The sequence below is a fragment of the Azonexus sp. MM2026_4 genome (genome assembly GCF_055901855.1).
Window position 1 is genome coordinate 84,091 of record NZ_CM148380.1, and the last position, 22,127, is coordinate 106,217.

A 22,127-nucleotide genomic window follows, 5' to 3' on the forward strand; every position below is an offset into this window, starting at 1 on the left:
TTATGCAATTGTGCTGATGCGTGCCGGCGCGACGTTCAGGTGCCGCAGAAAGTCCGGTAGCTATCGGTGAAGGCGGCGGGCGCCGGGGTGGCGTAGGCGGCGGCTTCGGGGCGGGCGTCGAACGGGTTGCGGACGACGTCGAGCAGGCGCTCGAAGGGGGCGAAATCGTTGCCATCGACGGCGGCGTCGAGGGCGGCTTCGACCTGGTGGTTGCGCGCGATGTACAGCGGGTTGGCGGTCCGCATCGCCGCCAGCAGCGCTGGCGGGCGTTGCGGCTGGCGGGCCTGCCAGCGGGCGAGCCAGGTTGCGAAGCGCGCTTCGCCGGCGATCCGTTCGGCGGTGCCGTCGGCGGCCAGCGCGTAAAGTGCCCGGAAGGCGAGCGTGAAATCGTCCCGGCCGGCTTCCAGCAGGGCGAGGAAATCCTCGATCAGGCGGCGGTCATCGGCGGCGTCACCGCTCTCGTCGATCCCCAGCTTGGCCCGGAAGACGTCCAGCCATTCGGCGGCGTGGTGGCCCGGGAAGGCCTCGATGATGTCCGTGGCAATGGCGACGGCGCGCTCGGGCTCGGCGTCGAGCAGCGGCAGCAGGGTTTCGGCGAAGCGGGCGAGATTCCACTGGGCGATCGTTCCCTGGCGGCCGTAGGCGTAGCGGCCCTGGCGGTCGATCGAACTGAACACGGCGGCCGGGTCGTAGGCTTCGAGAAAGGCGCAGGGGCCGTAATCGATCGTCTCGCCGGAGATCGTCATGTTGTCGGTGTTCATCACGCCGTGGATGAAGCCGACGCCGAGCCAGCGCGCGACCAGTTCCGCCTGCCGTTCGGCGACCGCCTGCAGCAGGTCGCGGTAGGGTTGGCCGCTGCTTTCCCGGGGCCCGCCATGGCGGGCGATCACGTAATCGGCCAGGCGCCGGACCGCTGCTTCGCCGAGATGCTGGGCCAGGAATTCGAAGGTGCCGACCCGGACGTGGCTGGCGGCGATGCGGGTCAGCACGGCGCCGGGCAGCGCCCGTTCGCGGCGCACCGGGTCACCGGTGGCGACGACGGCGAGGGCGCGCGTCGTGGCAATGGCCAGGGCGTGCATCGCCTCGCCGATCAGCGCCTCGCGCAGCGCCGGGCCGAGCGCGCACTTGCCGTCACCGCTGCGCGAGAACGGCGTGCGGCCGGAACCCTTGAAGGCGATGTCGCGCCGGCGTCCCTCGCGGTCGATGACTTCGCCGAGCAGCAAGGCGCGGCCGTCGCCCAGTTGCGGCGAGAAACCGCCGAACTGGTGGCCGGCGTAAGCCTGGGCGACCGGTTCGGCGCCTTGCGGGACGCGGTTGCCGACCAGTGCGGCGACGCCATCGGCCGCCATCAGCGCGGCCGGGTCGGCACCCAGTTCGCGTGCCAGCGCATGGTTCAGATAGCGCAGCGTCGGCTGCGAGGCGGCTGCCGGCTCCCAGCGGACGCAGAAATCGGAAAGTTCGCGGGCGTAGCTGTTGTCGAAAGTGAACAGGTCGGGCATGGATGGCATCCGGAAAGCAGCGCCGATTCGACCCGGCGGGGGCGGCTTGGTTCCGCCGCTGGGTCAGCCTGCGCCGGCGGACGACTGTTTCCTTTGCCGAAAAGCAAAAAGGTTGGTGGAGTGGCCTGGAGTCTTTGATCGAAGTGTTATTGCGTTTATATTCAGTAGCTTGCGTCGAAATTATAGATATTGACTTGTACTTGTTTTGTGCCCAGTCGTTGGCCAACTGGTACGTTCACTTTGCCACGGATTTATGTGGGGTTTAATGGTGTTGCTAGCTTGGGTTCTTGGCCAGGATTGGGCGGCGATTCACCGGTTATCGGCCGTTCAGCCGTTTGTGATGCACCGAAATCCTTCGAGAGCTCCCTCCTCACGAAGCAATCTTCCTATCGGGAAATGAATCGCCACGTGTCGATTCAAATGCATGCTTCGCAGATCGGCGGCGCCAGCCTTGTACGGGCCATGCTTTATTCCATATGGGCATTCTATTGGCATGGATCTTTCTCGTCTCTTCGACGATAATGCTGCAATCGCAGATATAGCCAGCACAATGAATTCGCCAGAATCACCAGCCGTCGTTGCAGGACTTCATCGTACGGCCGTCGATCTGACGGGCTTGATGTCCGTACTTAGCAAGCATTTGTATTCGACACCAATGGTCGCCTTGCGCGAACTGGTGCAAAACGCCCATGACTCGATCATTCGCCGTCGGATCGAACAGCCTGGATGGCAGGATTCCGCAAGAATCGATGTCGATTTCGATCGCTCACAGGGCTTTCTGCGTATTACGGACACTGGTGCAGGACTGACCGAGCACGAGATCCATGCTTATTTGGCGACCGTCGGTGTCGGATATACGCGCAAGCTGCGGCAAAACGAAGTGGATGATAGCGGCCTGATCGGGATGTTCGGTCTGGGGTTTCTGTCGGCCTTCGTTCTCGCCAGGCGGGTAACCGTGAATACCACGTCATATCAGGATCCCGGTCGCAGTCACTGTTATACCTCGACCAATGCCGAGCAGTATTCGATCGTCCCGATTCCTTCCCGGCCAATCGGGAGCGAAATTGTTCTCGAATTGCAGAACGACTATCTTGGGCTGGCCAATCGCACACGTCTACTGGACATCCTCGGTCACTATTGTCAGTTGCTCAAGGAGCCCATTTACCTCGCAGGTCAGGCCGGGGCACTGAATCCGGAGGCCCCCCCCTGGCGGCAGCAGGATGCTGCACGCTTGCACCCCGTGCTTGAACGGCGCCGTAATCTGGCGTTTGCTACCCGTTTTGAAAGAGCATTCGAGCCAATCTGTACCCTTCCCTTGCGCTCCGGGACGCCCGGAGGAGCTGTCGGGCTGCTCTGGATACAAGACGGGATTACCTATGGCACCAGCGACAACCGGAATCTGTCGGTATTCGTGCGCGGCATGCTGCTTGATGATGATGCTCGCGATCTGCTGCCTTCGTGGGCAGGTTTTGTTGGCGGGGTCATTGAGTCCGCAAAGTTGACCCCGACCGCCAGTCGCGAGGATCTTCAGCGAGACGACGAATACCGGCTTACCCAGCATGCCATCGCGGAGGCCCTGATCGAGGGATTGGCCGATATCAGTCGTACTCAACCCGAAGCCTGGCAACGTGTTCTCAACCGTCATAATGAAGCTTTGCTCGGTGCGGCCCTGTGTGACGAGCGTCTTTTTCTGCTCATCATGGATTGCGTCCGCATTCCCAGCTCGCGCGGCGATCTTCCTGTTCGGGAACTGCTTTCCCGTGGCAGCCTGCATGTTCTCTTCGAAAACCGTCACGGTTTCGAGGAAATGTTGTTTCGGAGCATGAATGTTCCTGTGGCCCACGGACATCGCTACGCCGTCGTGCCCTTTCTGCGGCGTTGGGCTCAAATCAAAGGCTTTCGCCTGACCGAACTGGGGACCGAGCAGGGCAATCGCCAGCTATTCGCCCTTGCCGAATTGCCGTCCGACCAACTGACTTGGCTGAGTGCACATCTGGCGGATGGCGAAAAACTGATTCCAGCCCGCTTCGATCCGGCCGCTTTGCCATTGGTGGTTGTGCCCGATCGCGACAGTGAACTTAAACGTCGGCTGGAAGCCGACGCCAGCGACAAACAGATTTCACAAGCTGCGCTCCGGCTAGCCCGCCAATTCACTGCAAAGATCGATGCCGAATACGACGAGCTGCTCTACCTGAATCTCGACAGTCCGGCCATTCAGACCCTGCTTCGGAGCCTGCGCGAAACGCCTGTCCAGGCCGCACTGGCCGCCCGGCTACTCAAAGCCTTCAAGGTGCTGATGAGCCGGGGAGGGCATGCCGAAAGCACCCTCAATCAGGCGCTGGATGACCTCGCAGCATCAATCGCGCTGATCGCTGATCGCTGATTTTCCGCTCTGCGGACAACCTACCTTTCTTCAAGGATACAAAATGAATATTTGGGACTGGGTCGAAAAGCTCCAGAACGACCTCGCCGAGGCGGGCCAAATGCATAGTGCGGTTCTGATCGATCGGCTGACCACCGAAATCGTCAACATGCAGCCGGCGCAAGTCGATGCCTTGTTGCCGGAGGCCAAGGCGCTATGCAAGACACTCGAAAATCCCTGGCTGGAGGTCTTTGTCGGTCACTGGGAAATGCGCAACCGGATTGGGAATAAGGCCGAAGGTGAGAAAGCGCTGGCCGATGCCGTGGCGCTTTTCGAATTCGCGCACCGCAAGGAAACGATCGCTTGTCCCCAGTCTGTTTGTGTGACCCAGGATCTGGCGGCCTGCTACGGCAATATTGACGGTCCTGGCTGGTTTGAAGAGCGGATTGCCGTCTGCGACGAAACGCTCGCGCGCATCGATCCAAGCTGGGGGTGCTTCCAGTGCCTCACCAACGAAAAAGCCGATGCGCTGGTCGATGCGACACAGCTGAACGAGGCGCTGGCATACCTGCAATCCCAGCAGGATTGCATCGAGCAGGCCGGCGAAGAAGTCGATCACAACATCCATGAAGCGCGAAGTCGGGCCTTGGTCGCGCTGGGGCGTTATCAGGAAGCGCTGGACAATATCCTTGCTCAGGAAACCGAGGCCGACGATTTTGAGTCCCGGAATGTTTCGCAACCGCGGACTTTGCTCAAGGCGCGAGCATTGGCAGGGCTTGGTCGTGACGAAGATGTTTGGGAAACCTTGCCCTCATTGCCGGAGCTGACTCTTGTCGATCACCTTTCTTGGTGGCAAGCAGCGTATCCGGTCCTGCTCCGCCAACAGGAACGCAACACCTGGCAACTCGCGAGCCAGTTGCAGCGCGCGCTGGCGCACTACGCAGAAAGCGGCAGCTATCGGATGGTCGTCGAACTGGCGGAATACGGCATTCGGTTGGCAATTCTCCGAGGGAGCGCGTGGAGTGCTCGGCGCTACCTTGAACAGGCCCGGGCCTGCTTGCCCAAGCTGCGTCGCGATCTGGGCGCTGGGGCACTTCTGGATCGTTTGTCCGGCGAAATCAATGCCTTGCCGCAGCAAGACGCACTGCCGGTCGCAGCGGAGGACTTGCTTGAGTACCTCGCGGCCCAGGCGGACAAGGGGGGAAACAGCAATCCGGAACAGCAGGTCCAATGGTTGCTGCAGGCACTTCACCAGCTTCCGGAGAACCAGATGCTGCGCGTTCAGGCGGTTTCTGCCCTGGATGCCTGCGGCGCCCATGATGACGCAATTGCACTGCTTTGGGCGTATGTCGAAACCCACACCCAGCAGGAAGAAAATTTGGCCTTTCACCTGTTGGGGGCCTTGATAGATCGGGGCGATGAGGCCGGGGTGATGCGTTTGTCCCGCCTCTACGAAACCACTGCTCCCTTGACTACCCACTGGTGCTTGGCGCGTCTGGCCGCCCGCCGCGATGATTGGCCCGCAGCCGAGCGGCATTGCCTTGCCTTGCTCGGTGCCTCGCCGGCTTCGCTCAACGCCCGTGGCCTGCTCGCGCATAGCCTGATGCAGCAATGTCGCTTTGCCGAGGCCGCCGAAAATTACTATACGTTGTACGAAAACGCGGCGCAGGACAAATCCGTGCTCTGGGATTGCATGGTTGCCGCTAGCGCCGCCGAAAACTGGGATAAGGTCCGCGAGGCCGGAGCCCTGCTCGGGATTGAATTCGAGAGCCAGAGCGGGCCGGTCGAGGAAGCCTGGGGCGGCGTCGTCATCCGCTATTTCGAGAACGGCGAAGCCGTTGACTATTATGCCCAACGGACGGGTCCGGTCAGTGCGAGGATCGTCGAAAATGCCCGGGGCAACTGGCGGCAGCATGTCGATGACTGGGTGGTCTTTGATGCGACGACCGTCGAGCCGCTCCCCGAGGATGAAGAGGAGCGCAAAAATTTCATTCCGACTTTCCGGCACGTGCATACGCTATCGTCCGGTGGCTTCGGCCCGGGCTGGCTGGTAGACGGGGCTTATCCTGGCGATGCGCCTTTCGAGCAAATGCGCGAGCAGTTGCAGGCGCGTGACTGGAAAATCTGGGTTCACAGCGGCGACGATTACGAAGTCTTCGACAATGATGACTCCTGCGATCTGCCCGGTGCCTTTTTCACGGTTTCGGCACCGGAGTGCGTTTCGCCGCTCGAGATCCACCAGGCATTGCATGAAGCCACCCAGGATTGGCCTCACACACCATGCTGGTTGCGTTTGGCTGAACAGTGTCAGCTCGATCCGGCACCGCATCTGGCCGCGATCGAGCGCTACGGACTCTAGTGTTGTCAGTGACGGGCCTCCCTTGCCAAGGCGGGGGGAGGGCGTTGCTGGCGGCAGGGCGACCTGGACCGAAGGTAGCGGTGTCGCGTTAACCGAGCCGAATGTCCTCCCATTGTTTCTGCAAGCGTTTCACCGACACCGGCACTGGCGTGCTCAACTCCTGCGCGTAGAGGCCGACGCGCAGCTCTTCCAGCAGCCAGCGGAACTGTTCGACCAGCGGATCGACCGCGCCCATTTTTGCCAACTGGATCGCGCGGCGTTCGTAGTCGGTCCATAGCGGCGCGTACTCGGCCATCAACCGGGCGTCGTGCGCCGGATTGGCTTTCAGCTTGTCGAGGCGCACGCCGACCGCCTCGTAATAGCGCGGGTACGGCCGCTTAACCGGGCGAGCACACTGAGCGCCAACAAGGGCAGCAAGCCTCACAGCATGAATTTGCCGCCCCGGAAAGCCAACCGAAAGCAAGCGCGTCCTCGAGGATATCTAAGTCTCCTTCTACGAGCTTGCCAACGCGAAATCTGGCAAAAAACCGCTCATCTTTCGTATTGATGAGATGCGACAGTGATGGCTGGGTCGAACGTCATGAATTTGAACGCTTACTTCGACGACTCTTTCGTCGAGATGAGCTCCCCACTTGCCCGGCTGACGCGAAAGACTCGCCCCTTGTGATCGCTCACGACCACCTCGGTTGCACGAACTTTCTCAATACATGCCATGTTCCACTGCACATCCTCCTCCATCCTTGGGTCGAACTCCCTAGTGTACTTTTCGGTAAACAAGACCGTCCGCCAAAGAACCTCCCCCGTCGACTGCTTGACCGCTTGCACGTAGTTACGGTGGCTGGTGTACTCAACACCGCCACGCACGATGGGTGGGCAGTCTGCGACCTTGGCGGAACACGCCGACGGCGCAGCGATGCCGCCAACGACGCCCGCCGTAAATAAGGCGAGAAACTTCAGGCTTGGTTGGTGGTTTCGCGGTGGGTGCGTGGTTTGATGTGGAAGGCTGCGGCTGCTAACAGCTGGAACAGTCAATAGACTATTCGTCTTTCTATTCAGCTTGTACCTTTTTGTCATGGTCCGGGTCTTCTTTATCTAAGGCTCTGTAATCGCAGGCTGTTGGTCTATAACGAGCTTATCTGAATCAATTGGGTAGGTGTTGTGATGAAGCCCAATGATTTCCGGAAGCTGTCGAATGCGCTGACGGAATTGACGCCGCACCAGCGACAAATCCTGATGGATTGGCTGCAACCTGCGGCGCAGGCGTTGGCATCTTGCCAAGTGGTTGAAACCGGCCGGGTACGGCGAATCCCCTCGGAGGAGAAGGGATCGACAGAGAGGCTGTCGAATTGGGCGCGAGCATCGCAGATGGCCTTGTCGGCCTCGACGCAAGTTCCTTGCAAAGGCTGACGGCTGCAGGGTAATTGCGTTCTAGGGATTTCTTGATTTCCCGCTTGCCGATGAATGAGCGCAGCTCAACTGGAACGCTTGGGCGGAATAGTAGGTATGGTTCCTGAGGGTCATCTAGGGTGGTATGTCCAGTCCCTTCTGACTGAACTTTGTACCCTGTCCTTGTGCCCTTTTACTCACCATGGCGGCTGATTATTTCAATATAATCAGCCGCTTGGGAATTTGTTGGCGGAGTGGATGGGACTCTTCAGTCGAGGCGTTATTCCGTTTAAATTCATTCACTTACATCGCAGTCGTCGGCATTGACTTGTACTAGGTTTGTACCCAGTCAATGTCCTGCTGACGGATCTAATCTAGCACAGATTCTTGTTGGGTACTCGATGGCGGTGATTGTTGGAACTGCAAGACGTCGCCGCTTTCGTTTCCTGCTGTCTTGCTTCCTCTGTTGAGTTGCCGTTTTTCGGTCCGGCAATAGCGCACAAAAACGGATACTCCAACTTCCTTTTCTGGAAGCGACCGTTGCGTCGAAGCTGTTGCACGGTTTCCTTCCGACTGGCGAAGCGCCTGGATATGGCTGTTTCGGGAGATTGGGGAGGGAGGCGGGAAAGGCGGCCGGCGTTCTTCTGGTTGCAGAGGCTCGTAGGTGCTCGTCAGTGCTCTGTCCTGCCGATAAGCAAGCCGTACTGCACTTCACAGTTGATTGATACGCCCTGCCCACAATTTTTGCAGTTCAGGCTGCCGGTCGCTCGTTTGGGTTCAATGGCAGTAGATTTTCTTCAATATGCCGATGATTTCGATCAGCCTTGCATCCGACAGCCGGTAATAAACCCGGTTGGCTTGCTTTTCCGTGAGCAGAAGACGTCGATTGGCAAGATTGCTCAGGTGTTGGGAGATATTCGCCTGTGAGGTGCCGATCGATTGTTGTATCTGATTCACGCACAGCGGCCCGTCAGCCAGTATGCACACGATGCCCAATCGCAAAGGGTGCGAAATTGCTTTCAGCAAGTCGGCAACCTTTTGGGTTTCGGTTTGATTCCAGGACCTGACAGCAGGTTGAAGAAGCGGTATCGTCAAATACTCAGGCATGTTTCAATTCAATCCGGTGACCAGGCCTTGAGTATATGAAGTGACTACGGCAGCGGCTAAGAAGGAAAAATTAGATGCTTATGCCGATGTTGCTGCACGGTTCAAATGCCGGCCTGCAGTTGTTGAAAGAACTGCAATCCTTGCGGCCAGGGGCCATGGCCGGAATCGACGTTAATATGACCGGCGGCGCCGATGTTCAGAAAATCGCTTCCCCAGATGCTGGCCCACTGCCGGGCAATACTCTCCTTGACCCAGGGGTCGTTGCTGCTGGCTACGACTAGACTCGGGAACGTCAGACGCTCTTCGAGCAGCGCTGCCGGTTCGTCAAAACGCTGAGGGTCGGCCGGCGCGACGAGCAGGGCGCCACGGATTTTTTCCTGGCGGACGAAAGCCGCAGTCACGCTGGCCAGACAGCCGAAGCTGTGGGCGACGATCCAGACCGGCTCGCTGGCGGCATCGATGGCGTCGCGAACCCGGGCCGCCCAGTCGGAGAGGCAGGTCTTTTCCCAGTTGGTTTGTTCGACGCGGCGGGTATTCGGCAACTGCTCCTCGAACCAGCTTTGCCAGTGCGTCGGGCCGCTGTTGCGTAGCCCGGGAACGATCAGGATTTCAGCCATCTTCAACTCCACACGCCGAGGCGTCGGTCGTCGACCCGTTTCGCCTTGTGCGTGGCGCGGGGCAGGGTATCCGGTGGCAGGATGACGATCTTTGCCGAGACGCCGGTAATCGATTTCAGGTGACCGGCAAAGCGTGCGGCCAGTTCGTCATCGCGTCCGCCGTCGGCGGCAACGCGCTCGATTTCCACGGTCAGCCGGTCAAGGTGGTTCTCGCGCTCGACGATCAGCTTGTATTCGCCGGTCAGGTCGTGGTCCTTGCGGGCGATGGCCTCGATGTCGCTGGGGAAGATGTTCACGCCCTTGATGATCAGCATGTCGTCGAGTCGTCCGTGCGTGCCCAGCATGCGCTGCGAGGTGCGGCCGCAGGCGCAGGGCTCGCTGGTGAACGAGACGATGTCGCCGGTGCGGAAGCGGATCATCGGCCGCGCCGATTTCTTCAGCGTGGTCAGCACCAGCTCGCCGCGTTCGCCGTCGGCGACCGGTTCCTGCGTTTCCGGATCGAGCACTTCGACCAGGATGTGATCCTCGGCCCAGTGCAGGCCGTGCTGTTCCTCGCACATGCCGGCGCAGGAGCCGAAGATGTCGGACAGGCCGTAATAGTCATAGACTTTGGCGCCCCACAGCGCCTCGATGCGCTGGCGGGTCTCCGGGATCGAGCCGCCGGGCTCGCCGGCGACGAAGATGCGCCTGATCGCCAAGTCTTTCTTGGGATCGATGCCTTCCTTGATCGCCGTCTCGCCGAGATACCAGGCGTAGGAGGGCGTCGTCCAGATCGCGGTGGCCTGGAACTGTCTGGCGATGGCGAGCAGGCGCTCCGAGGGCACGGTGCCGGCGTGGATCGACAGCGCGCCGAGCTTCTGGGCGCCGAGCACGCACGGTCCACCGACGAACAGCGAGAAATTCAGCGAATGGCAGTAGCGGTCGTCCGGGCGCAGGCCGGATGACCAGAACTGGCGCGCCTCGTAGTCCATCCAGTCGTCGAAGTCCTGCGCCGTGAACGGCGATGCGGTTGGCACGCCGGTCGAGCCGCTCGAGGCCGAGATATAGACGATGTCGCGCTCGGGCACAGCAACCAGGTCGCCGAAGGGCGGCACGGCTTCCTGCCGTTCGCGCAGCACCTTCTTCTCGATGAAGGGGAAGCGGCGGATGTCGGCCAACGATTTGACGTCGTCGGGATGCACGCCGGCCGCGTCGAAATGCCGACGGTAGAACGGCGAGTTGGCGTAAGCGTGGTGCAGGTGCTTTTTCAGCAGATCGAGCTTGAGCGCATCCCAATCGGCGCGCGACTGGGTTTCCAGTTTTTCGTCCCAGTATGCGCGGTCGACCGCAATATGTTCGATTTTTCCCATCGACAATTCCTCCGTAATGGAGCGAATTGTCGATGTCGCTGGGCTTGCGCCAAACGACGCAATTGTTATGTGCTTATGCGGCCTTCGCTTGTTCGCGGAGGGGGGCTTCCAGGTTTCGTAAGTGCGTATAAGCATTGCAGGTTTTATTATTTTTTTCGCGCTTGACTGACCTCTACAGTGCGTTCACTTATTTCAACCGAGGAAGTGAAGCATGAAGCACTCAGTCATCCGTCGCGCGCTGCTGGCCAGCGCGCTGTTCGCCGGGCTGGCTGGCGCTGGCCTCGCCCAGGCGCAGACCACGCTGCTCAACGTCTCCTACGATCCGACGCGCGAACTGTACGTCGAGTTCAACAACGCCTTCGCCAAGCACTGGAAGGCGACGACCGGCCAGGACGTCTCGGTCAAGCAGTCGCACGGCGGCTCGGGCAAGCAGGGGCGGGCGGTGATCGACGGCCTGGAAGCCGACGTCGTCACCCTGGCGCTCGCCTACGACATCGACGAGATCGCCCAGGTGTCGAACCAGAAGCTGCTCCCCGCCAACTGGCAGAAACGCCTGCCGCACAACAGCTCGCCCTACACCTCGACCATCGTCTTCCTGGTCAAGAAGGGCAACCCGAAGGGAATCAAGGACTGGGACGACCTGCTCAAGCCGGGCGTCGAAGTGATCACGCCGAACCCGAAGACTTCCGGCGGGGCGCGCTGGAACTACCTGGCCGCCTGGGGCTACGCGCTGAAGAAGTACGGTAGCGAAGCCAAGGCCCAGGCCTTCGTCAAGGACCTGCTGCAGCACGTGCCGGTGCTCGATTCCGGTGCCCGCGGCTCGACCAACACCTTCGTCCAGCGCGGCATCGGCGACGTGCTGCTGGCCTGGGAGAACGAAGCCTTCCTGTCGATCAACGAACTCGGTCCGGACAAGTTCGAGATCGTCGTGCCGTCGGTCTCGATCCTCGCCGAGCCGCCGGTGACGGTGGTCAATGGCGTGACCGAGAAGCGCGGCACGACCAAGGTGGCGACTGCCTATCTCGAGTACCTGTATTCGGCCGAGGGCCAGAAGATCGCAGCCAAGAACTACTACCGCCCGATCAAGCCGGAACTCGCCGACAAGAAGGACCTGGCGCGCTTTCCCAAGCTCAACCTGATCAAGATCGATGAGCTTGGCGGTTGGCAAGCCGCCCAGAAGAAGCACTTTGCCGACGGCGGCACCTTCGACCAGGTGTACGGCAAGAAGTAAGTCGCCGGGGTGTCACCCACCTGAAGCCGGCCGCGCCGATGGCGCGGGCCGGCTTTATCCGTTTTGTGGATAGCAAAAGCAGAGTTCGGGGATTTCGAACTTGAGATCGCACAAAACCCAAGCGTGGGCTCGGACCGGGAAACTGGCAGAAGCCGGCGCGCTGCAGTTTGTGACGCTCTACTGCTCCGGATCGACCGGCCGGTAGCTCCAGCGCGGAATGACCAGCAATGCGACGACCGAGAAGAGGGCGCCGCCGACCAACGGAGTCAGGAGGAATAGCTGTTCGGCCAGCCGCTCAGGGTAAAGCCGTGCCATCACGCCGATGCCGATCGCGTTGGCGCCGCCGGCCAGCACCGCGGCCGCATAGTCATGGAAACGGCGAACCTTGTTGACGCCGCTCGCCCAGCGCGGATCGGTGTTGTAGCTCGGCAATTGCTGGTGGGCGTTGCCGATCCGCTCCAGCGAGGAAAGGAAGGAGCGCAGGTTGGTGATGGCGCGTTCCGTCTTGTAATTGAGGAAGGCAAGGCATAGCGTCGTCACCGGGAAGGCGAAAACCAGCCATTCGACGGGGAGTTCCCGTCGGGAATTGCCCGGGTGCAGGGCCAGCAGTGCGGCGAGCAGACTGGCGGTCAGTGTCACGTAGAGCGTCAGCGCCTGGTGGCGCTGGACGATCCGGGCATTGACCTCCTGGTAAGCGGCAATGAAACGATAGTTGGCATCGACGCCCTTGACCGGCATATCCTGCATCTCGTCTGCTCGCTTTTTTCCGCACATCCGGCGCCGGCCGGATCGAGCGGGCTCAACTCAAGGTGTCGGACCAGATGTTCTTGGCCCAGGCGCGGGCGTACAAACCTTCCTCGACCGACGGTGCAGCGGAGACCCCGCCGGCGCCGGGAACCGGCAGCAGCGTCTTCTTCTCCGCATCCCAGCGATGAACGGAATCGACGTGGACCGCCAGCCGGTCGTCGAGCAAGGAGTAGCAGGTGTTGGCCATCAGGATCGGTTGCGGTGTCCTTCCGGACAGGATTTCGACGATGGCGGCGGCAGCGGCCTTGCCATGCTGGTTCGCCATGTGGCCGGATTTGGGCATGGTCGGAGCCGATAAGGTAGCGTCGCCCAGCACATGTACCCCAGGCACCGCGGTCGATTCGAGGGTGATCCAGTTGACGTCCGCCCAGCGGTTGTTGGCATTGACGACGCCGATCTGGTGGGCGATCTTGCCCGCCGTCTGCGGCGGAATCAGGTTGATGATGTCGCCCTTCACGCGATCGCCGATTTCGCTGACCAGCGTACGCTGGCCGACATCGAGTTCGCTTGCACTCCAGTTCGGATGGTATTCGATGATGTTCTTGTAGGCTGCGGCCCAGTTGTCGGCGAACAGCTTGGTCTTGGAAATGATCTTTTCGTTGGCATCGAGGACGAGCACCTTGGACTTCGGCTTGTGCGTCCTGAAATAGTGCGCGATCTGGCTGGCCCGCTCATAGGGACCGGGTGGGCAGCGGTAGGGCGCTTTCGGGATGGCAAGGACGAAAGTCCCGCCGTCCGGCAAATCGATCAACTGTTTGCGCAGCGCCAGGGTCTGCGGCCCGGCCTTCCAGGCATGCAGGACGTTTTCCTGAGCCTGGGCAGTGTAGCCAGCGATCGCGGCGAAATTGAAATCGATGCCCGGGGAGACGACCAGGCGGTCGTAATCGAACTCGTCGCCAGCTGCCGTCCTGACCTTGCGCTTCGCGGTATCGACGGCAGTCACCTCGGCATTGACCACCCGGACGCCCCAGTTCCTGCGCAGGGCGTCGTAACCATGGACGAGGCTCTGATACTCGCGGTTGCCAGCGAGGACCTCGTTCGACGTGGGGCACGAAATGAAATGGCTGTTGCGCTCGATCAGCACGACGTCGATCCGTTGATCACTCCATTTGCGCAGGTACTTGGCGGCCGTGGCGCCGCCGAAGCCGGCACCGATGACGACGACGCGGCCGAGCGGCCTGTTGCTGCCGCCACCGCCAGTGGCGCAGGCGGAGAGCGCTGCCGAGCCGGCCAGTACGGTGGATGCCCCGGCTGCCTGGAGCAGGCGACGGCGTTGTTCATTGAATCGTTTCATGGTGCGCCTTCCTCACTTCTGGCGGGAAAAATAATCGGCCAGGACCAGCAGTTCATCGTCGGTGTAGCCCTTGGCCAACTGATGCATGATCGTTGCCGGCTTGCTGCCGGCCTTGTAGGCCTTCAGGGTTTCGATCAGGTAGTCGCGGTCGCGCCCGGCGATCGCTGGAATCGCCGAATTCACCTTGCCTTCGGTACCGTGGCAATTGAAGCAATTGGCGACAAAGTAGGGGACGCGGCCAGTTTCGCTGGCAGCAACGACCTGGGCGAGCGCCAGCAGGCAGACGCCGAGCAAAGGCGAGGCAAGGGTTTTCATGGACGGCTCCTGAGATTCCCGGCAAACACGCCGTTTGCCGAACGGGGAGCACTTTCGTTCAGGGCTGAAGCAGCGGCAACGAATTTATTCGCATAAGCTAAGAAGCGTGTGTGGGGCGAAAAGCTCGTACTGGCGGTCGATCCAGAAGTTTTGCAGAGCACCGGCAGATTGCTCGTTCGTGAATATTCTTATCATGAATCGTTCGTTTCACAGGCTTGGTCGGCTGGCTATCCTTGCCGCGTTTTCGTCGAGGGCGCTACGAGCCATGAAGCAAGGCAATTCGCGGGAAGAGGCTGCTTGTTCCAACGTGTCGGCAGATTGCGGTGCGTCTTCGGCGCATGCGCTGCGCTTGCCGACCCTGCAGCGCAATGCGCTGCGCAAACTGTTCAATCGTGCCGAATTCACCCCGCAGGAGGTGTTCGCGCTCGGCTACCGGCGCCTGCAGCGGGCCGAGGGCATCGGCCAGAAGGGTCTGCAGGCGATCATCGACTGGCTGGCGCAGCACGGCCTGACACTGCTACCGCCCGCCGGCCCGGCCGATCCGCCGGCGGATGTACCCGAGGAGGTCAGACGTTCGATCAACGGCGCCGTACGTTTGTTACGGCATCATGGCTACCGGGTGCAAAGAACTCGCGATCAGCGTTCGGATTGATGTTTTATTCTGAATTGTGATTTGTTATTCGTTTTTTATTATTTCACGTCATAACAAGATGCTCATAAAGTTCGCTGATCAATGATGCGGGCCGGGTGTCCGACGGGAGAGATACCATGAATTTCCAGCAACTGCGGATCGTCCGCGAGACGGTGCGTCAGGAGTTCAACCTGACCGAGGTGGCCAATGCGCTGTACACCTCGCAGCCGGGCGTCAGCAAGCACATCAAGGACCTCGAGGACGAACTCGGCATCGAGATCTTCGTCCGCCGCGGCAAGCGCCTGCTCGGCCTGACCGAACCGGGCAAGGAACTGGTCGGGGTGGTCGAGCGCATCCTGCTCGACACCCAGAACCTGCGCCGCATCGCCGACCAGTTCGCCAGCCGCGAGACCGGCCACTTCGTCGTGGCGACAACGCATACCCAGGCGCGCTACGCGCTGCCGAAGATCATCCAGTGGTTCAAGGCGGACTATCCCAAGGTACACCTGACCCTGCTCCAGGGCAGCCCGCAGGAAATCGCCGAACTGGTGGTCAGCGGCCGGGCCGATATCGGGATCGCCACCGAGGCGGTCAACAAGGTGCCGGAACTGGCATCCTTTCCCTATTACTCCTGGCACCACGCGATCATCGTTCCCGACGGCCATCCGCTGCTCGACTGCCGGCCGGTGACGCTCGAAGCGCTGGCCGAGTATCCGGTCATCACCTACCACGAAGGCTTCACCGGCCGCGCCCACGTCGATGCGGCGTTCGCCGACGCCGGTGTGGTGCCCGACATCGTGCTCTCGGCGATCGATGCCGACGTCATCAAGACCTATGTCGGCCTCGGGCTGGGCGTCGGGATCGTCGCCTCGGTCGCCTACCACCCGGAGCAGGACCGCAACCTGCAGTTGATCGAGGTGCCGCACCTCTTTCCGGCCAACACCACGCATCTCGCGGTGCGTTGCGGCACCTACCTGCGCAGCTATGCCCACGCCTTCATCGAGAAGGTTTGCCCGGATCTTGGCGAGGAGGCGATCCGCGCCGCCCTGAAGCCGACGCCGGCGGCCGAGTAAGCTTCAGGCAGCGGCATCGATCCGCGCCCAGTTTCCGGCATCCGCCGCGATGCGGATGCCGACCGGGCGGACGATCGGGGCATGGGCCTGCAGCAGGTCGATGTCCAGGTGACTGGCGTTGCGGCGCAGCTTGGCGCTGTCGATCCCCTCGATCAGGACGCGCGCCCGCAGGGCATGGATGTTGTCGATGATCCGGTCGAGCGGCCGGCTGGAGGCGAGCAGCAGGTTGTCCAGCTTGACGATGTCGGGTTGGAGTGCGGCCAGGAAGTCGAAATCCAGGGTCGTGCGGCCGAAATGGCTGACCGCGATACCGTAACCGCGCGAGCGGTAGCTGTCGACGGCGCGGATGAAGTGCGCCGGGTCGGCAACGTTGTCGGTATTGATTTCCAGCGTGATCTGGTCGGGAAACAGTCCGCACGGGCGCAGGATTTCCTCGAAGGCCAGACCGTGATTGGCGGGAACGCTGATGATGTGGCGGGCATGGACGCGCAGCAGCAGATTGCCGCGTACTGGCTGGGTCAGGTAGTTGAGCGCGTGCAGGGTGCGGACCAGGCGATCGAGGTAGACGAACTCTTCGGCATCGGTAGGCAGGACGAAGACGGCGTCAGGCGACATCGGAATGTTGTTGGAGAGGCCAAAGGCCTGGATGGTCAACGCATGGCCATGGGATTTGCCGCTTGCCGTATCGACGATGGGCAGGAATTTCGATTCCAGGCGGATGTTGGCGTAATGGATGAAGACGCGCCCCTCGGCGGCGACAAAGGGGTGGTCGAGGCCGGAGCGGTACAGATAGTCCGGATGTCGCTCGGCCGGCGGGGAATTCAGGGTACGAACGATTTCGCTCAAGGGCATGATGGACTCCAGATCGGTGTTTTGCGAAATCTAACGCCCGCCGTTGGCGCCGGGAACGATTCAGTTGCTCTCAGCTTAGAAGGCGCCCGGATATATCGTCATTCCAGATCGGCAGTGTTGTTGCCGGAGGCTCGGGGGCCAGCCTCCGGCAATGACGGTCACGCGGCTTTCTTGCGAGCGCTCGCCCCGGCGGCCCGGAGCCCGGCGTTGGCGGCGGCATTGACCCCGGCATCGGCGATGTCGCTGACCTGGCGGGCAAGCCTGGTGGCCTGATCGAAGGCTGAGTTCGTCGCGGAAATTGCGGAGCGGATTGCCGAGACGGAGGATTCGGCGCCATTGCCGGTGCTGGCGTACCAGTCGACCACCGAGGACAGCGAACGGTTCGTCTCGGCCTGGCTTTCCTCGGCGAGCTGGACGAGGCTGTTCTGGGTTGCCAGCGACAGGCTCCAGAGTTGATGGAAGTAGGCGGCGAGGTGTTCGAGTTGCGGGCGGACAAATTCTCCCAGGTGCTTGCTCGCTTCACCCGGGGTGGAAGAAGCGAGCAACTGGCGGGCATGCTCGAAAAGCACCTGGGTCGACTGACGCGTCGTTTCCAGATGGAGGTTGAAGACTTTTTCCGTGCCCTGCAGCCCGAGATTGAGCAGGGCGCGGGACTTGTCGAGCGCGGCTTGTTGGCTGGCGATCAGGGAAGCGTGGGTGATGGGGTGGCTCATGATGGGCTCCGTGGGCGAGTTGAAGGGCGCACCGGGGTGGTGCGTGTTCAATTATCGAAAGAGTTTGGCGCCGACCAACGAGTTTGTCCTTATAACCACAGAAGGTGCCGCTTTCTGTCTTTATGCCGGGCTCGGCCGGCATCAGCGGGCAAGCGCGGCGAACAGGGCGCCAGCGCTTGCCAGGAGAGTCAGGATGACAATGACCTGGATGACCTGCTCGCGGATCGTGGTTCGCGGCGGGAGGGACTTGTTGAAGTCCTTGAGAAGTTCTGGTTCGGGCACGCTTTCCTATTCCTTGCTGGTCAGTTGCCGCAGAGGGTAGGGGCGGCCAGAAATCAGGAGAACAAAGAAAACGCTATATCGATATTAGGCCGCCGGGTTCTGATAAGGATCGATGCGGCAGCCGAAATTGCTTATCAGGACAAAGTCGTTCAGGCGTCCGGGCCGATGGCCTAGATTCCCGATCGTGATGGCGGTCGTCATCACGTCTCTCTCTCCGAGCGCACTTGCGTTTTTCCCCGCCGGTTCAGTCCGGCGGGGAATTTTTCCCGGCTGCGCCTGGAACCGGGTTGATTCTCGAATTCGCTATAAGCATCGAAGAAATGGTGATTTCCCGCCGCTGCGCGCGCCGCCTAGCATCCGCGCTTTGCCAGCCGGAATCCCTCGCGATGAGCTACAAGTTCGACACCCTTTCCCTGCATGCCGGCCAGGTGCCGGATGGCCAGTACGGCGCCCGCGCGCAGCCGATCTACCTCAGTTCGTCCTTCGTCTTCAAGGATGCCGACCAGGCCGCGGCGCTGTTCAACATGGAGCGCGGCGGCCATGTGTACTCGCGCATTTCCAACCCGACCAACGCGGTGCTCGAAGAACGAATCGCCGCACTCGAAGGCGGCGTCGGGGCGATTGCCGTGGCCTCCGGCCAGGCCGCGCTGCACCTGGCGATCAGCACGCTGATGGGCGCCGGCAGCCACATCGTCGCCAGCCGCTCGCTTTACGGCGGCTCGCACAACCTGCTCGAATACACGCTGCCGCGTTTCGGCATCGAGACCACCTTCGTCGACACCCGCGACCTCGACGCCTGGAAGGCGGCGATCCGTCCGGAAACGCGGCTCTTCTTTGGCGAGACGCTGGGCAATCCCGGCCTCGACGTGCTCGACATCCCGCGCGTCTCGGCGCTGGCGCACGAACACGGCCTGCCGCTCTTGGTCGATTCGACCTTCACCACGCCTTACCTGCTCAAGCCCTTCGACCACGGCGCCGATCTGGTTTTCCATTCGGCGACCAAGTTCCTCTCCGGCCACGGCACGGTGATCGGCGGCGTGGTCGTCGACTCCGGTGCCTTCGATTGGGACAGCAGCGGCAAATTCCCGACGCTGAGCCAGCCGTACGAGGGCTTCCACGACATGGTGTTCACCGAGGAATCGACCGTCGCCGCCTTTCTATTGCGCGCCCGTCGCGAAGGCGTGCGCGATTTCGGCGCCTGTCTGAGCCCGCTCAACGCCTTCCAGATCCTGCAGGGCATGGAGACGCTGCCGCTGCGCATGGCGCGCCATATCGACAACACGAGGAAGCTGCTCGCCCATCTCTCTACGCAGATCGGCATCACGGTCGACGCGGTCAATCACCCGGATTTGCCCAGCCATCCCGACCACGAACTGGCGAAGAAGCTCCTGCCGCGCGGCAGCAGCTCGGTGTTCACCTTCAACCTGTCGGGCGGTCGTGCCGCCGGGCGCAAGTTCATCGAGGCGCTGAAGGTCTTCTCGCATCTGGCCAACGTCGGCGACGCCAAGTCGCTGGTCATCCACCCGGCCTCGACCACGCACTTCCGCATGTCCGATGCCGCCCTGGTCGCCGCCGGCATCCATCCCGGCACCATCCGCCTGTCGGTCGGCCTGGAAGACCCGGACGACCTGATCGAGGACATCAACCGCGGCCTCGCCGCCGCCGCGAGGGCTTGAGCATGCAGAGCGAAGTTTCCGGACAATCCGTCTACATCTACACCGGCGGCAAGAAACTGACGCCGGCCACGGTCGACCGCAACAAGACCGTCGTCTTCCTCCACGGTGCCCAGCAGGACCATTCCTGCTGGACCCTGCAGACCCGCTGGTTCGCCCACCACGGCTTCAGCGTGCTGGCGCCCGACCTGCCCGGGCATGGGCGCAGCGGCGGCGAACCGCTGGCCAGCGTCGAGGCGATTGCCGACTGGGTCGCCGCGCTGCTCGACACGCTGGGGGTTGAAAAGGCCGAGATCGTCGGCCACAGCATGGGGTCGCTGGTGGCGCTTGAATTCAGCGCCCGCTACCCACAACGTACCGTACGCAGCGTGCTGATCGGCACCGCACTGCCGATGCCGGTGGCCGACGTTCTGCTCAATGCCGCCCGCGACAACGAGCCGAAGGCGGCGGCAATGATCAATGCCTGGTCGTACTCGTCATCCGGCCAGATCGGCGGCAATACCGTGCCCGGCCTGTGGCTGCTCGGCGTCAACCAGCGCCTGATGGCGCGCCAGAAACGCGGCGTCTTTCACGTCAACCTCGCCGCCTGCAACGCCTACCGGCGTCCGCTCGACAGTCTTTCGCTCATTACCGCGCCGACCTTGCTGATCGCCGGCAGCCAGGACCGGATGACTTCGCCCAAGGTTGCCAGAGCCGTTCAGGCGGCGATTCCCGGCGCCCGCCTGGTCACCGTCGAGGGTAGCGGCCATGCGCTGATGGCCGAGCGGCCCGATGCCGTGCTCGACGCATTGATCGGCTTTCTCGCCGCTCGTTGACGGGGCGCGGCGCCGGGCGGGCAGGGCTTCTAACCTAACTACCGCCCGGCACATAAGCATAGACGCTCTTCTTCGTTGGCAGGGGCGCTGCGGGCGGCGACAGTGATGCCTTCTCCAAGCCAACGAGGCGCCGGGCAGACCGGCGCCGGAACAGCCAGCATGAGCCACGATTCCTCTGCCAACGCCAGCCCGGTCATCGAACTGCGCTCGGTACAAAAATCCTTCACGCTGCCCGACGGCCAGCATTTCGACGCGGTGCATCCGTTGTCGCTGAGCATCGCCCGCGGCGATATTTTCGGCCTGGTCGGCAAGAGCGGCGCCGGCAAGTCCACGCTGCTGCGCCTGATCAACCTGCTCGAGCGGCCCGACGCCGGCAGCGTCCGCGTCGCCGGGCGCGAGCTGACGACGCTCGGGCGGCGCGAACTGCGCGATGCGCGGCAGAACATCGGGATGATCTTCCAGCAGTTCAACCTGCTGCAGAACGCCACGGTGTACGACAACGTCGCTTTTCCGCTGCGCATCCACGGCCACCATGGCCGCGCCGAGATCGATGCCCGGGTGCGCGAGTGCCTGGCGCTGGTCGGCCTCTCCGACAAACTCGCCAGCTACCCGGCGCGTCTCTCCGGCGGCCAGAAGCAGCGGGTGGCGATCGCCCGCGCCCTGGCGCCGCGTCCGGACGTGCTGCTGTGCGACGAACCGACCTCGGCGCTCGACAGCGAGACGACCCGTGCGCTGCTGCAGACGCTGCGCGAGATCAACCGCGAGCTGGGCGTGACCATCGTCATCGTCACCCACGAACTGGCCGTCGTCGACCAGTTGTGCAGCCATGTCGCGGTACTCGAACACGGCCGCCTGATCGAGCAGTTCGCCGTCGATGGCCCGGCCCGCGAGCGGCAGAGCGCGCTTGGCCGCGAACTGGCCGAACTGGTCGAGGAACGCCAGTGGCGGGCGCTGCGCGCCGCCGCCAGCGGCGTTGGCGAAGCCGTTACGCCGCTTGTCCCGGTAGCCCGGCGCGTCGCCGCCGGCGAGCCGTCCGCCGTTTCCCCGCAACTCTCCGCCAAGGTGTCCTATGCCTGAGTCCTTCATCGAACTGCTGCCCGAACTCTGGGAAGCCATCGGCCAGACCTTCATCATGCTCGGCATCGGCCTCAGCGCGGCGATCCTCGTCGGCGGCCCGCTCGGCGTCCTGCTCTTCCTGCTCGGCCCCGGCCAGTCGCTGGCCAACCGGCCGGCCTATCTGGTGCTGAGCTGGCTGGTCAATACCGTGCGCTCCTTCCCCTTCATCATCCTGATGGTCGCCCTGGTGCCGTTCACCCGGATCGTCGCCGGCACCTCGATCGGCCCGCTGGCGGCGGCGGTGCCGCTGTCGGTGGCGGCGATTCCCTATCTGGCGCGGCTGGTCGAGCAGACCATCCGCGAAGTGCCGCGCGGCGTGATCGAGGCTGCCCACGCGATGGGCGCCTCGGAATGGCAGATCGTCTGGCGGGTGCTGGTGCTGGAGGCGCGCGCCGGCCTGGTCCTGGCGCTCACCGTGCTCGCCGTCAGCTTCCTGTCGTATTCGGCCATTGCCGGCGTCGTCGGCGGTGGCGGCATCGGCGACCTGGCGATCCGCTACGGCTACTACCGCTTCGAGACCGACATCATGCTGCTGACCGTGGCGCTGCTCGTCGTCATCGTCCAGATCATCCAGTTTGGCGGCAATGCCATCGCGCATCGCCTCGACAAGCGCTGAGATTTTTTTCCTATCACCACTTCAAGGAGT

The 22,127-nt window shown here is 62.2% G+C and carries 22 protein-coding genes; 10 read left to right on the top strand and 12 right to left on the bottom strand.

The features are described from left to right. Window positions 1–35: 35 nt before the first annotated feature. Window positions 36–1,499: a protein adenylyltransferase SelO gene (locus AC0KWY_RS00310; RefSeq protein WP_474027664.1), complete on the bottom strand. Its 1,464-nt coding sequence runs from the start codon at window positions 1,497–1,499 to the stop codon at window positions 36–38. A 493-nt stretch (window positions 1,500–1,992) separates the two neighbouring features. Between AC0KWY_RS00310 and AC0KWY_RS00315 the strand changes: the two genes are divergently transcribed. After that, window positions 1,993–3,882, top strand: coding sequence for an ATP-binding protein (locus AC0KWY_RS00315; protein ID WP_474027665.1), 1,890 nt, complete (start codon window positions 1,993–1,995; stop codon window positions 3,880–3,882). 43 nt (window positions 3,883–3,925) lie between these two features. Beyond that, window positions 3,926–6,220: a tetratricopeptide repeat protein gene (locus AC0KWY_RS00320; protein ID WP_474027666.1), complete on the top strand. Its 2,295-nt coding sequence runs from the start codon at window positions 3,926–3,928 to the stop codon at window positions 6,218–6,220. Between the two features lie 88 nt (window positions 6,221–6,308). Here the strand turns inward: AC0KWY_RS00320 and AC0KWY_RS00325 are convergent, their stop codons facing one another. Further along, window positions 6,309–6,563, bottom strand: a complete 255-nt coding sequence (locus tag AC0KWY_RS00325) for a DUF3418 domain-containing protein (protein ID WP_474027667.1) — start codon at window positions 6,561–6,563, stop codon at window positions 6,309–6,311. Between the two features lie 251 nt (window positions 6,564–6,814). Continuing rightward, the gene (locus AC0KWY_RS00330; protein ID WP_474027668.1) at window positions 6,815–7,294 is read right to left on the bottom strand and encodes a hypothetical protein; all 480 of its coding nucleotides are present in this window, start codon (window positions 7,292–7,294) and stop codon (window positions 6,815–6,817) included. 87 nt (window positions 7,295–7,381) lie between these two features. Here AC0KWY_RS00330 and AC0KWY_RS00335 point away from each other — a divergent pair, with 87 nt between their 5' ends. Continuing rightward, a complete protein-coding gene (locus AC0KWY_RS00335) occupies window positions 7,382–7,627 on the top strand; it encodes a hypothetical protein (RefSeq protein ID WP_474027669.1) in 246 nt (81 codons plus the stop codon). Window positions 7,628–8,383: 756 nt separating this feature from the next. On the opposite strand, the gene AC0KWY_RS00340 is transcribed toward AC0KWY_RS00335, so the two are convergent. From AC0KWY_RS00340 to AC0KWY_RS00350, 3 genes are all read right to left on the bottom strand, one after another. Further along, window positions 8,384–8,713 (bottom strand): ArsR/SmtB family transcription factor, encoded by a 330-nt coding sequence (locus AC0KWY_RS00340; RefSeq protein WP_474027670.1) that lies wholly within the window; start codon window positions 8,711–8,713, stop codon window positions 8,384–8,386. 101 nt (window positions 8,714–8,814) lie between these two features. Beyond that, on the bottom strand, window positions 8,815–9,330 hold the full coding sequence (locus AC0KWY_RS00345) for an RBBP9/YdeN family alpha/beta hydrolase (RefSeq protein ID WP_474027671.1): 516 nt from the start codon (window positions 9,328–9,330) through the stop codon (window positions 8,815–8,817). 2 nt (window positions 9,331–9,332) lie between these two features. Further along, window positions 9,333–10,679: a phenylacetate--CoA ligase family protein gene (locus AC0KWY_RS00350; RefSeq protein ID WP_474027672.1), complete on the bottom strand. Its 1,347-nt coding sequence runs from the start codon at window positions 10,677–10,679 to the stop codon at window positions 9,333–9,335. Between the two features lie 211 nt (window positions 10,680–10,890). On the opposite strand from AC0KWY_RS00350, the gene AC0KWY_RS00355 reads away from it, so the two are divergent. Continuing rightward, the gene (locus AC0KWY_RS00355) at window positions 10,891–11,910 is read left to right on the top strand and encodes a sulfate ABC transporter substrate-binding protein (RefSeq protein ID WP_474025700.1); all 1,020 of its coding nucleotides are present in this window, start codon (window positions 10,891–10,893) and stop codon (window positions 11,908–11,910) included. 177 nt (window positions 11,911–12,087) lie between these two features. On the opposite strand, the gene AC0KWY_RS00360 is transcribed toward AC0KWY_RS00355, so the two are convergent. From AC0KWY_RS00360 to AC0KWY_RS00370, 3 genes are read right to left on the bottom strand one after another with little or no spacing between them, the layout of a single operon-like run. Continuing rightward, entirely contained in the window at window positions 12,088–12,657 is a 570-nt protein-coding gene (locus tag AC0KWY_RS00360; RefSeq protein ID WP_474027673.1) for a hypothetical protein, read from the bottom strand. Between the two features lie 52 nt (window positions 12,658–12,709). Further along, a complete protein-coding gene (locus AC0KWY_RS00365; RefSeq protein WP_474027674.1) occupies window positions 12,710–14,011 on the bottom strand; it encodes an FCSD flavin-binding domain-containing protein in 1,302 nt (433 codons plus the stop codon). A gap of 12 nt (window positions 14,012–14,023) precedes the next feature. Further along, a complete protein-coding gene (locus AC0KWY_RS00370; protein WP_474027675.1) occupies window positions 14,024–14,326 on the bottom strand; it encodes a c-type cytochrome in 303 nt (100 codons plus the stop codon). A gap of 193 nt (window positions 14,327–14,519) precedes the next feature. Between AC0KWY_RS00370 and AC0KWY_RS00375 the strand changes: the two genes are divergently transcribed. Together AC0KWY_RS00375 and AC0KWY_RS00380 are read left to right on the top strand one after the other, a co-directional pair. After that, entirely contained in the window at window positions 14,520–14,978 is a 459-nt protein-coding gene (locus tag AC0KWY_RS00375; protein ID WP_474027676.1) for a hypothetical protein, read from the top strand. 116 nt (window positions 14,979–15,094) lie between these two features. Beyond that, on the top strand, window positions 15,095–16,030 hold the full coding sequence (locus AC0KWY_RS00380; RefSeq protein WP_474027677.1) for a CysB family HTH-type transcriptional regulator: 936 nt from the start codon (window positions 15,095–15,097) through the stop codon (window positions 16,028–16,030). 3 nt (window positions 16,031–16,033) lie between these two features. Here AC0KWY_RS00380 and AC0KWY_RS00385 read toward each other — a convergent pair whose 3' ends face one another. The 3 genes from AC0KWY_RS00385 to AC0KWY_RS00395 all read right to left on the bottom strand — a co-directional run bounded on the left by AC0KWY_RS00385 (window position 16,034) and on the right by AC0KWY_RS00395 (window position 17,877). Beyond that, on the bottom strand, window positions 16,034–16,882 hold the full coding sequence (locus tag AC0KWY_RS00385; RefSeq protein WP_474027678.1) for an EAL domain-containing protein: 849 nt from the start codon (window positions 16,880–16,882) through the stop codon (window positions 16,034–16,036). A 158-nt stretch (window positions 16,883–17,040) separates the two neighbouring features. After that, the gene (locus tag AC0KWY_RS00390; RefSeq protein ID WP_474027679.1) at window positions 17,041–17,595 is read right to left on the bottom strand and encodes a phasin family protein; all 555 of its coding nucleotides are present in this window, start codon (window positions 17,593–17,595) and stop codon (window positions 17,041–17,043) included. A gap of 141 nt (window positions 17,596–17,736) precedes the next feature. Continuing rightward, complete coding sequence (locus tag AC0KWY_RS00395) at window positions 17,737–17,877, bottom strand: hypothetical protein (protein WP_474027680.1); 141 nt, start codon at window positions 17,875–17,877, stop codon at window positions 17,737–17,739. A 386-nt stretch (window positions 17,878–18,263) separates the two neighbouring features. Between AC0KWY_RS00395 and AC0KWY_RS00400 the strand changes: the two genes are divergently transcribed. The 4 genes from AC0KWY_RS00400 (at window position 18,264) to AC0KWY_RS00415 (ending at window position 22,097) form a co-directional block, all read left to right on the top strand. Then, complete coding sequence (locus AC0KWY_RS00400; protein ID WP_474027681.1) at window positions 18,264–19,553, top strand: O-acetylhomoserine aminocarboxypropyltransferase; 1,290 nt, start codon at window positions 18,264–18,266, stop codon at window positions 19,551–19,553. A gap of 2 nt (window positions 19,554–19,555) precedes the next feature. Continuing rightward, complete coding sequence (locus AC0KWY_RS00405) at window positions 19,556–20,365, top strand: alpha/beta fold hydrolase (protein ID WP_474027682.1); 810 nt, start codon at window positions 19,556–19,558, stop codon at window positions 20,363–20,365. 159 nt (window positions 20,366–20,524) lie between these two features. After that, the gene (locus AC0KWY_RS00410; RefSeq protein ID WP_474027683.1) at window positions 20,525–21,442 is read left to right on the top strand and encodes a methionine ABC transporter ATP-binding protein; all 918 of its coding nucleotides are present in this window, start codon (window positions 20,525–20,527) and stop codon (window positions 21,440–21,442) included. Beyond that, a complete protein-coding gene (locus AC0KWY_RS00415) occupies window positions 21,435–22,097 on the top strand; it encodes a methionine ABC transporter permease (protein WP_474027684.1) in 663 nt (220 codons plus the stop codon). The genes AC0KWY_RS00410 and AC0KWY_RS00415 overlap by 8 nt, the downstream gene beginning before the upstream one ends. The last annotated feature ends 30 nt before the right edge of the window (window positions 22,098–22,127 follow it).